An 11,029-nucleotide genomic window follows, 5' to 3' on the forward strand; every position below is an offset into this window, starting at 1 on the left:
GCTTTTTTAACATGATGAGCGAAAATTCGGTCAATTAATCCGCATTTCGTTCAATGACCACACCGACACTTTTGGCCTGTGCAACCGCTCCCGGCTTACTGACTTTGATCCTGACCCAGGGTGAATGAAATTGATTCAACAAGATGCCCGCCACTTCTTCTGCGACCCGTTCAACCAAGGCAAAACGCTGGTTAGCCACATGATTGATGATAACCTCACTCACCCTGGAATAATCCAGACAGTGCTCAACATTGTCACTGGAAGAGGCTCGTTTGTTATCCCATCCCATTTCGATATCGAACACTAATTTTTGCTTAATTGTTTGTTCCCAGTCATAAACACCGATCGTGGTAATGACGGTTAATTCTTCAATAAATACGATATCCATCACGCCCTTTTCCCCCTTTTTCGGTTCGCCAGATACCACTTCCGGCGAAATGTGCGTATTATCCAATGTTAGACTTAAGAAAACGACTCTTATTCCTTGGAGATATCTTATGAGTGCAATCGCGCTTGGCATGATCATCTTCGCGTACTTATGTGGCTCTATATCCAGCGCGATATTGATCTGCCGTTTGGCAGGGCTTCCCGACCCCCGTCAGCATGGTTCCGGCAACCCTGGGGCAACAAATGTACTGCGCATCGGTGGTAAATGGGCAGCATTGGCAGTGCTGATTTGTGATGTCCTAAAAGGGATGATCCCAGTTTGGCTGGCATACAAACTGAATATTCCCCCATTTTATTTAGGTCTTATCGCCATTGCAGCCTGTCTGGGGCATATTTACCCTATTTTCTTCCATTTCAAGGGGGGAAAAGGCGTTGCAACCGCCTTCGGTGCCATCGCTGCCATTGGCTGGGATCTGATGGGATTAATCACTGGCACCTGGCTGATGACAGTCCTGTTAAGCGGTTACTCCTCATTAGGTGCCATCGTCAGCGCACTCATCGCGCCTTTCTATGTTTGGTGGTTCAAACCTGAATTCACCTTCCCCGTTGCAATGTTGTCATGTCTGGTACTGGTTCGTCACCACGACAATATCCAGCGCCTTTGGCGAGGACAGGAAAGCCGTATCTGGCAAAAATTGAAAAAGAAACAGGAAATGACAGAAAAAGAGAAAATTCAAGCCGCCAAAGAGCAGGAACAACAAGACGATTGATATACATAGCCCCCATGAGGGGCTGCTTTTTATCAGTGTGCTTTTTGCTATATTCCGCATCCTGAGTGTTGACATATTGATGAGATATTTAATCTGACCAAAGTACCAAAAAGGCCGAGTACCCAATGGCACTCAGCCCATAGCAAACAGCGTGTTTGCTATCATTTTTGCAGGGCAGGAAGGTCCGCCAGCGGCCAACGGGCTTTCACCGTGACACCCAGTTCATCAGCCGTTCCGCCTTGCAGTCGGATCATGCCTGCCAGTGCGATCATTGCACCATTATCAGTACAGAATTCAGGGCGGGCATAGAAAACTTCACCTCCCTGCTTCGCCATTAATTCCTGCATCTTGGTACGCAATGTCCGGTTTGCGCTCACCCCGCCCGCCATCACCAGACGTTTAAATCCCGTCTGTTCCAGCGCGCGCTTGCATTTAATCGCCAGCGTATCGACGACCGCGTCCTCAAATGCACGGGCTATGTCCGCCTTGGTTTGTTCATCCTCAGCCACATCATGACCGTGAATATTGTTACGGATTGTATTGGCAGCAAACGTTTTTAGACCAGAGAAACTGAAATCCAGCCCCGGACGATCTGTCATTGGACGTGGGAAAATAAAACGCCCCGCCTTGCCCTGCTGTGCTATCCGGGAAAGTATTGGCCCCCCCGGATAATCCAGTCCGAGCAATTTTGCGGTCTTATCGAAAGCCTCACCGGCGGCATCATCAATGGATTCTCCCAGCAGCTTGTATTCACCAATCCCCGTTACACTGATCAGTTGAGTATGGCCGCCAGAAACCAGCAAAGCGACAAAAGGGAATTCCGGGCTATTTTCTTCCAGCATAGGCGCCAGTAAATGGCCTTCCATATGGTGCACAGGAATAGCCGGCACACCCCATGCAAACGCCAGTGAACGCCCGATGGTTGCTCCAACCAACAACGCGCCGACCAAGCCCGGTCCTGCTGTGTAAGCAACGGCATCAATATCTGTCTTCGTCAGGCCCGCTTCCTGCAAAGCGGCCTGAATCAAGGGAACCGTTTTACGAATGTGATCACGGGACGCCAGTTCAGGGACTACACCGCCATAATCAGCATGTAGCTTGACCTGGCTGTACAATTGATTGGCTAGCAGACCGGCTTTGTCATCATAAATTGCGATTCCGGTTTCATCGCAAGATGTTTCTATACCTAAAACTCGCATTGCACTATTTATCTCGTTGTTTTTGCAGTCTCGTTGCTTTTATCTATCGTCTCGTCATATACATTCGTATTCCTCTCAACGGGCGTCAGTGTAACACTATCTGCGTAAGACTATCTATCTATTAGGTGCTGGCTATTTTCCCTGTTTAGTCTATAATCAGTACCCTACTTGAATACCCTGTGTGGTTAATGTTAATAACGCCGACATCAGATTGCTTGTTTTGTATACAAAAAAGCATCTTGTAACCCGTAGCGTTATAGGTTTCAATTTTCCTCGGCACTTTACAAAGCCGTGTTCATTGAAGTAAAATTCCGCACCATTTTAAAGACGGCTGGCACTATCGCGCCAGCGACAAACCCGATTTCTATTGAGGTGAGAGGCACATGCCAGTAATTAAAGTACGTGAAAACGAGCCATTTGACGTAGCACTGCGTCGCTTTAAGCGTTCTTGCGAAAAAGCAGGCGTATTAGCAGAAGTTCGTCGTCGTGAATTCTATGAAAAACCAACGACTGAGCGCAAACGCGCTAAAGCCTCTGCTGTTAAACGTCATGCTAAAAAGCTGGCTCGTGAAAACGCACGCCGCACTCGTTTGTACTAATTCTTGCGGTCAATCCGCTTAGTGGTTGTATTAACAAACTACTGCAGTTAAAGGCCGTGCTTTCCCATAGGAAGCGCGGCTTATTCTCGTTCATCAACAGGCGTAAAAGGGCTTATGGCTGGACGAATTCCACGCGCATTTATCAATGACTTATTAGCAAGAACCGATATCATTGATTTGATCGATGTGAGGGTGCCTCTCAAAAAGAAAGGCAAAAACCATCAGGCGTGCTGTCCTTTTCATAACGAAAAAACCCCTTCATTCACCGTTAATGGCGATAAACAGTTTTACCATTGTTTCGGTTGTGGTGCACATGGCAATGCCATTGATTTTTTGATGAATTATGACAGGTTAGAGTTTGTCGAATCCATCGAGGAACTGGCTGCAATGCATGGGCTGGAAGTCCCCTACGAAACAGGCTCCGGCGGCGGTCACATTGAACGCCACCAGAGGCAAAATCTTTATCAACTGATGGATAAGCTCAACACCTTCTATCAGCATTCACTGACAACCCCAGCCGCTCAGTCAGCCCGGCAATATCTGACTCAACGTGGACTCAGTGAAGAGATCACTCAACGTTTCGCGATTGGCTTTGCACCGGCAGGATGGGACAACGTTCTAAAACGCTTTGCCCATAATGAGGAAGATCGCAAACAACTCAACGACGCGGGAATGTTGGTCACTAACGATAATGGCCGCACTTATGATCGTTTCCGTGAACGCGTGATGTTCCCCATTCGCGATCGTCGTGGTCGTGTGATTGCATTCGGTGGCCGCGTGCTGGGAGATGCTCTTCCCAAGTACCTGAACTCACCGGAAACAGACGTTTTTCATAAAGGCCGCCAGTTATATGGTCTTTATGAAGCACAGCAGAGCCACAATACGCTTTCAAGGCTATTGGTGGTTGAAGGCTATATGGATGTTGTCGCATTGGCCCAGTTTGGCATTGACTATGCCGTGGCGTCGCTGGGAACGTCTACGACAGCCGAGCACATTCAGTTACTTTTCCGGACAACCGACAATATTATCTGTTGTTACGATGGTGACCGGGCGGGTCGCGATGCCGCATGGCGCGCGTTGGAAACAGCACTGCCCTATCTGAATGATGGCCGGCAGTTACGTTTTATGTTCTTGCCTGATGGCGAAGATCCAGATTCACTGGTGCGTAAAGAAGGACGGGTCGCTTTTGAACAAAGAATGCAAAAGGCATTAACCTTATCTGAATTCTTGTTCGAATCGTTATTGCCGCAGGTAGATTTGAGTACGCCAGAAGGCGCAACCAAACTCAGTTCACTTGCCATGCCACTGGTTAGTCAAGTTCCCGGGGAAGCACTGCGGCTCTACTTGCTCCAAGAAATTGGCAGATTGCTTGGCATACCTGATACAACACAATTGGAACGATCTTTGGCAAAACTTGTCAAAAAAGATACCAATACCTATCAGGCGCTAAAACTGAAACCAACAACAATGCGCATTCTTATCGCATTGTTGGTGCAGAATCCGCATTTAGCGACATTAGTTCCTTCATTACAGGGAATGTTTTCTGCTCAAGTAGCGGGATTACCGTTATTTATAGAGCTTGTCGACACGTGCCTGGCACAGCCAGGTTTAACAACCGGGCAACTTTTGGAGCAGTATCGCGATAATAAGTACGCGAAACAGCTTGAAAAACTCGCTGCGTGGAACGATATACAACTAGAAGAAATTGCTGAAACAACTTTCAGCGATGCGCTGAATCATCTTTTTGCGTCAGCCCTTGATGAGCGTTTTAACTTTCTGATTGCCAAAGAAAGAACTGAAGGACTGACACCAGAAGAGCGCGAGGAAGTCCGCTTAATTACGGAATCCGGCGCGAGAAAATAATAATCTGTTTTAGCAACGCTATATTACCTGCTGACTCAGTATGCTGATGTTCGTCATATAACTTGACGAAAATATATCTCTAAAAGAGATAGTTTGATTTAAGAATATAGCTTGATGAAATAGGTTCTAAACCAAATTTTAAATCACTGACATAGAATTCACGGCTTAAATGCCGCATTAAGTAGGGAGATAGCCCTACTATTGCCGCTATTGAGGGCTGCGGCAATACAATGAAAACCGCCCCTAAATGTTATTGTTGGCATATTTGTTTCGCCGACTGACACCAACCAATACTCTGAAGTGTGGATACCGTCTTATGGAGCAAAACCCGCAGTCACAGCTAAAGCTACTTGTCACCCGAGGTAAGGAGCAAGGCTATCTGACCTATGCTGAGGTCAATGACCATCTGCCGGAAGATATCGTCGATTCTGATCAGATAGAAGATATCATCCAAATGATCAATGACATGGGCATCCAGGTAATGGAAGAAGCACCTGATGCAGATGATCTCATGTTGGCAGAAAACACAAACGACACCGATGAAGACGCGGCGGAAGCGGCTGCGCAAGTGTTATCCAGTGTCGAGTCAGAAATCGGTCGTACCACCGATCCTGTTCGCATGTACATGCGTGAAATGGGCACAGTGGAGCTACTGACTCGTGAAGGTGAGATTGACATTGCAAAGCGCATTGAAGATGGCATCAACCAAGTGCAGTGCTCCGTTGCCGAATACCCTGAAGCGATTACTTATCTGCTGGAGCAGTACGATCGCGTCGAAGCCGGCGAAAGCCGTCTGTCCGATTTGATCACGGGATTCGTTGATCCTAATGCAGAAGAAGAGCTCGCCCCAACAGCGACTCACGTTGGCTCCGAGCTTCCTCAGGAAGAGCTTGACGACGACGATGAAGATGAAGACGAAGAACGTGACGATGATGCTGACAGTGAAGATGATAACAGCATCGATCCAGAATTGGCTCGCCAGAAATTTCTGGAGCTGCGTGAACAATATGAACAGACCCGTCAGGCAATCAAGAGCCACGGGCGCAGTCATCCAAATACCGCAGCAGAAATATTGACCTTATCTGAGGTATTCAAACAATTCCGTTTGGTACCAAAGCAGTTTGATTATCTGGTCAACAACATGCGTTCCATGATGGATCGCGTGCGTCTTCAAGAGCGTCAAATCATGAAGATGTGTGTTGAGCAGTGCAAAATGCCGAAGAAAAACTTCATTACGCTGTTCTCTAACAATGAAACCTCTGACACATGGTTCACCGCTGCAAAAGCAATGAACAAGCCATGGTCTGAGAAGTTGCTGGAAATTGAAGAAGAAGTCATGCGTAGCCTGCAAAAGTTACGCCAGATCGAAGAAGAAACCGGTCTTACCATCGAGCAGGTGAAAGACATTAACCGTCGCATGTCAATCGGTGAAGCGAAAGCCCGCCGTGCGAAAAAAGAGATGGTTGAGGCCAACCTGCGTCTGGTTATTTCGATTGCGAAGAAATATACCAACCGTGGTCTGCAATTCCTCGATTTGATTCAGGAAGGTAATATCGGCCTGATGAAAGCAGTTGATAAATTTGAATACCGTCGTGGTTACAAATTCTCAACTTACGCGACATGGTGGATCCGTCAAGCAATCACACGTTCTATCGCTGATCAGGCACGCACCATCCGTATCCCAGTACATATGATTGAGACCATCAATAAACTCAATCGCATTTCCCGCCAGATGTTGCAGGAAATGGGTCGTGAGCCTTCACCGGAAGAGCTGGCAGAACGTATGCTGATGCCGGAAGACAAAATTCGCAAAGTGCTGAAGATTGCCAAAGAGCCCATCTCCATGGAAACGCCAGTAGGTGATGATGAAGATTCACATCTGGGCGATTTCATTGAAGATACTACTCTTGAATTGCCGCTGGATTCTGCAACGTCGGAAAGCCTGCGTTCAGCAACTCACGATGTACTCGCTGGCCTGACTGCACGTGAAGCGAAAGTTCTGCGTATGCGTTTTGGTATCGATATGAACACTGACCATACACTGGAAGAAGTGGGTAAACAATTTGATGTAACCCGCGAACGTATTCGTCAGATCGAAGCGAAAGCACTGCGCAAACTGCGCCATCCAAGCCGTTCCGAAGTACTGCGCAGCTTCCTTGATGACTAATCAACGAATTTGCTGATAAATCTGAAAAGCGTCTGTTTCGGCAGGCGCTTTTTTATTATTCTTTATGACTATTATTTTTTATGACTATTATTCACGGATAAATCCATGATATTCAAACAACGGCTTAAACCCAATATGCCGATACAGCCCATCACCCTCACGGGAGGCATCTAAATAGCATGCCGTAGCACCACATTGTTTGGCTTCATCCAACACATGATTGATCAAGGCAGAAGCATATCCCCTTCCCTGTTTTTCCACTACCGTACCAATCTCATCAAGACGAACAATATTATCCAGCCTTGATAAAGTTAAAGAACAGACCGACTGACCATCGACATACAAGGCATAATGTTGTAGATATTTTCCGGCATCCAATGCCGCCTGATGGCATTTTTGGTACTGCCCGGAGATAAAATCTCCTGTCTCAAATGCCCTTTCTACCGGGATTGCCCAGTCATCCAAACAAGAGTCAACACAGCGAATATCATATTCCACCGCCAATACCTCATTCCTCTGCCAATTCATCAGATTAAGCTGCATGGCGGTAACGACACTATCAGGATCGGGTACAAATCCGGCCTGCTGGATCACGGCCAAAATTTGGCTGTCTGGATTGATGACAATAATCGAGAAAGGAACATACGTTCTCTCATCCAGCAATCGAATCCCCTTTTGCAGATCTTCAGCCGTTTGATCATTAACATCGATCACCAACAAAAAATTCAATGAATGGGTTCCCACACCCGTCACATAGGCTCGAACATTTTCACCAATATGCTGATGCATTAAGCTGATAGATGAGAAGAAATAATCCTCTATTTGGTGATGGGCCAAAATAGCCATCGATAAAGTCTGTTTATTCATATTGATTTATAAAGACATTTTTATGATAAGGAAGAAGAGCAATTAAAAATCAATGAAGTACAAAGTCGTACCAACAAGATTTCATTGTTCAAAGCATAATCAAAGAACAGAAAACAATCAGAAAGATTTATCAAAAAAGTAACCAACATCACTAAAAATGATTCTCAACCCTTCCCAATGGCTTAAAACAGGTTAAAAAATACTGATTATTGTATATAAAACACGCATATGAATTTTGAGGACTAGACCTAATACCAAAGTGTACCGTATAATCTCCCCACTTTGACGGCCCCTTAGCTCAGTGGTTAGAGCAGGCGACTCATAATCGCTTGGTCGCTGGTTCAAGTCCAGCAGGGGCCACCAAATTTATCAAGGGGTTGCATCAAAAGTGCAACCCCTTAGTTTTTTCTAGGATACCCATAGGATACCTGTTAGCAGTAACGTGAGGTATAACCGATTAACATCGCTACGGTAATGAACTGTTATCGTATTTTTCTCTGTGAGATTTATCACATCCCCTGAACATTACAACACCTAACCTCCAGCTTCTCCACACGCCACCTGAAATATAAAAAAGCCATGAGTGCTAAAAATGGCTAAGTTTGAGTACCACTTCAATCTCAAGACTTCATATCAAAATATCGGCCTGATGCCAGCCATAATGATGCCGGATAGATTTAAGCAAGCTCGTATAAACGCTTAACTTTTTTCGTTATATTCCTCTAAACTTTTTAAGCCGCTGCTGCTGTTCTGTGCTTAAGTCAACACAAACTCTTCATGCTCAATCTGCCAAGTGCCAAGAATCAAAATTGACTATGAGTAACTTAAGCAATAGCTAGGGTTATAATGAGTTATTTTCAAACAAAATCTCGCTAAAGTAAGTTTGGAACGACAACAAGTTCCAAAACATGCACTTTCTATTAAAATCCCAAAGGGATTTACTTTGATGGACGAAAAATACAAAAGATTAAAATATCCATCAATGCGAGATAATAATGAAAAAGTTATTTTTTCCGATAAGAGAGAAAAAATTAACATCATAATCAGCGCTGGAACTGTATCTATGCATCCAGAACATATAGCCACCGTCTAACGGAACGCCCGTAGACAAGGCGCGGGTTTCTCCGGTCAGAAGATAATGGCGCAGTTCGTCATTGCTGAGTGTTTCACTGGTTGGCTGAGTCTTCACCTGACTGCGTTCTTCATCAGACAATGCCTCATAACGGGTAATTTCTGTATTCAGGGTGTCAAACTGTTTGGCTTCGTCTTCGGTCAGTGAGCGCTTTTCAGTTTCGGCTTTGGTGAGCAGCAAACGCATTTGCTGGGTTAAATCGGCTTTTTGTTGGCGTAATTCGTGAAGTTTTTTTATGGTGTTTTTTTGGAGTAGTTATTTTCTTTAAAAGACTATTTAACACTGTGAAAAATAATAAAAAAAGCCTCTTAAATTTAGAGGCTAAACAAGGAAAAATATGAAGACAGAATATTTACAAAACTTTAACTGGCTAGTTGAATCACCATTCCGTTATATTTATTTTTCATTTACTTTTATGGTATATTTTTTTTGAAACTTTCCAGAGCCAGTTAGCATTGTTCCATACACGCGACCAACTACTGTTACATATATTTCACCTGATTTTAATGGCTTTCCACTTATTAATAAATGGTTATAATCCTCCCAGCTTTCTTCTTTTCCAGAATACACCAAACTCTTTTTATGGGGCTTCCATTCTATCCCAGAATCGACTGGCTCTATGATGACAAAATTAGCAGATGTTTTTTCATTGCTAACAATTATTGGTCCTCCTACTATAGAAATAGAAGCATTATAACTTTTACCTACAATAGCATCAGGCAGATAATTTCCTTTAGGTTGAACAGATACCGAAATTGTGCTACATGATGAGGTTAATATAATAAAAATTAACAATATTATTTTTTTCATTTTATTTAAGTGGCTTGAAGACCAATCCTCCAAATGTGTGGTTAGTAAAATATTCATGCGTAGAATTCGTTTTTATCCAAGGCTTCACTCTCCCCCATGAAAATGCTTTAACGTTAGTACCTTTCTCACTTTCTTCTACTTTACCCACCCAAACAATCCAATGATTCTTCCCTGATGTTTCCTGCATATTCTGCAACATACCAGCAGAAATTAAAGAAACCACATGGCAACCTTGTTCTATATAATTGTTCAGAATTTCGATATCTTCTTTACTACTATGCTTTAATCCAACATTACTAAATACTTTTTCATAACCAGCTTTTTCAAACCAATCTGATACTGTCCACCAAGCAGTAATACCCGCTACCTGATCGGAAACTTCATCGTAGTCCATAATCGCATTTTCTGAGTCTCTTAAACTGGCTAATGTCAACCAATCTAATCCTGAGATTCTTTCACCATCCTCGTCATAAAAAGTTCCTTTAGGATGGCGGCAACCATCACCCGGCTTAATTTCTAATTGACCAATTTTAGTTCTGCCATGTTTCCATAACTCACGAGCGGCTTGCTCATAAATATCAGGTCTGTCCATTTGTAAGCAATAAAACAAAGCTGCTGGTCCACACAAACTAGCCCCATTTTGATCCGGGTAAGTTCTTTTAGATAACCTCTCCTGAATTTGTGATTCAATCAAACTTTTCTCAAATGGATCATCTTCATGCCCGATTGGATATTCTTTAGCAATAAAAGGTCGTTCCGGCACAGAGATCTTTAACTCAACGGTATTATCTCCGTCGCTGACAGGTTTTGTTTCAATCGTGCTTTCAAAGTAACACGCATTCTCCCGTTTTTTATCTGAAAAGGCTTTACCTGAGACAAATTCACCCAGTGTATACATTTTTTTAAAAGGGGTTTGCAGTGCCTGAATTGTATTTGAGCCATGCTTGCGATAAAGCATGACTTGCATAATATATGTCACGGAAAGATCATCGTCTGTTTCCTGCGTGACATGCCGTTGAGTTTCATAATTACTCTGTAATTTTGCCTGAAAAACATCGAGCAATATATGGTGGTTTCCTTTTGCATCCCTACGATAAATAATGAAGTCGTAAAGCAGATTTTCGGGAGGTACATTGGATTCTATTTTTGTGTAAACGGTATACGTTGGCATGGTATTAATCCTTTAAAATATGAAATTCAAGTTTCTTTTTGTCATCAGTGAGATGCCATTGGGT

Annotated in this window: 10 protein-coding genes and 1 tRNA gene; 5 read left to right on the forward strand and 6 right to left on the reverse strand. The window is 44.0% G+C overall.

Going from position 1 to position 11,029, the window contains the following annotated elements:
* Window positions 1-34: 34 nt before the first annotated feature.
* Entirely contained in the window at window positions 35-388 is a 354-nt protein-coding gene (folB, locus tag Xbed_RS10005) for a bifunctional dihydroneopterin aldolase/7,8-dihydroneopterin epimerase (RefSeq protein WP_086112795.1), read from the reverse strand.
* A 109-nt stretch (window positions 389-497) separates the two neighbouring features.
* Here folB and plsY point away from each other — a divergent pair, with 109 nt between their 5' ends.
* On the forward strand, window positions 498-1,157 hold the full coding sequence (gene plsY / locus Xbed_RS10010; protein WP_086112784.1) for a glycerol-3-phosphate 1-O-acyltransferase PlsY: 660 nt from the start codon (window positions 498-500) through the stop codon (window positions 1,155-1,157).
* A 161-nt stretch (window positions 1,158-1,318) separates the two neighbouring features.
* On the opposite strand, the gene tsaD is transcribed toward plsY, so the two are convergent.
* Complete coding sequence (gene tsaD / locus Xbed_RS10015; protein WP_086112785.1) at window positions 1,319-2,356, reverse strand: tRNA (adenosine(37)-N6)-threonylcarbamoyltransferase complex transferase subunit TsaD; 1,038 nt, start codon at window positions 2,354-2,356, stop codon at window positions 1,319-1,321.
* Window positions 2,357-2,739: 383 nt separating this feature from the next.
* On the opposite strand from tsaD, the gene rpsU reads away from it, so the two are divergent.
* From rpsU to rpoD, 3 genes are all read left to right on the forward strand, one after another.
* Complete coding sequence (rpsU, locus tag Xbed_RS10020) at window positions 2,740-2,955, forward strand: 30S ribosomal protein S21 (protein ID WP_001144069.1); 216 nt, start codon at window positions 2,740-2,742, stop codon at window positions 2,953-2,955.
* A gap of 114 nt (window positions 2,956-3,069) precedes the next feature.
* Window positions 3,070-4,818 (forward strand): DNA primase, encoded by a 1,749-nt coding sequence (gene dnaG, locus Xbed_RS10025; RefSeq protein WP_086112786.1) that lies wholly within the window; start codon window positions 3,070-3,072, stop codon window positions 4,816-4,818.
* A gap of 316 nt (window positions 4,819-5,134) precedes the next feature.
* Window positions 5,135-6,985, forward strand: a complete 1,851-nt coding sequence (rpoD, locus tag Xbed_RS10030; RefSeq protein WP_086112787.1) for an RNA polymerase sigma factor RpoD — start codon at window positions 5,135-5,137, stop codon at window positions 6,983-6,985.
* An 87-nt stretch (window positions 6,986-7,072) separates the two neighbouring features.
* Here the strand turns inward: rpoD and Xbed_RS10035 are convergent, their stop codons facing one another.
* A complete protein-coding gene (locus Xbed_RS10035; RefSeq protein ID WP_086112788.1) occupies window positions 7,073-7,852 on the reverse strand; it encodes a GNAT family N-acetyltransferase in 780 nt (259 codons plus the stop codon).
* A 287-nt stretch (window positions 7,853-8,139) separates the two neighbouring features.
* On the opposite strand from Xbed_RS10035, the gene Xbed_RS10040 reads away from it, so the two are divergent.
* Window positions 8,140-8,215 (forward strand) — tRNA-Ile (locus Xbed_RS10040).
* Between the two features lie 616 nt (window positions 8,216-8,831).
* On the opposite strand, the gene Xbed_RS10045 is transcribed toward Xbed_RS10040, so the two are convergent.
* From Xbed_RS10045 to Xbed_RS10055, 3 genes are all read right to left on the reverse strand, one after another.
* Complete coding sequence (locus tag Xbed_RS10045; RefSeq protein WP_422641350.1) at window positions 8,832-9,164, reverse strand: hypothetical protein; 333 nt, start codon at window positions 9,162-9,164, stop codon at window positions 8,832-8,834.
* 216 nt (window positions 9,165-9,380) lie between these two features.
* Window positions 9,381-9,851: a hypothetical protein gene (locus tag Xbed_RS19980; protein WP_208612224.1), complete on the reverse strand. Its 471-nt coding sequence runs from the start codon at window positions 9,849-9,851 to the stop codon at window positions 9,381-9,383.
* The gene (locus Xbed_RS10055) at window positions 9,796-10,965 is read right to left on the reverse strand and encodes a hypothetical protein (protein WP_086112789.1); all 1,170 of its coding nucleotides are present in this window, start codon (window positions 10,963-10,965) and stop codon (window positions 9,796-9,798) included. Before Xbed_RS10055 ends, Xbed_RS19980 begins: the two co-directional genes overlap by 56 nt.
* Between the last annotated feature and the right edge of the window lie 64 nt (window positions 10,966-11,029).

Source organism: Xenorhabdus beddingii (genome assembly GCF_002127545.1).
GTDB lineage: Bacteria > Pseudomonadota > Gammaproteobacteria > Enterobacterales > Enterobacteriaceae > Xenorhabdus > Xenorhabdus beddingii.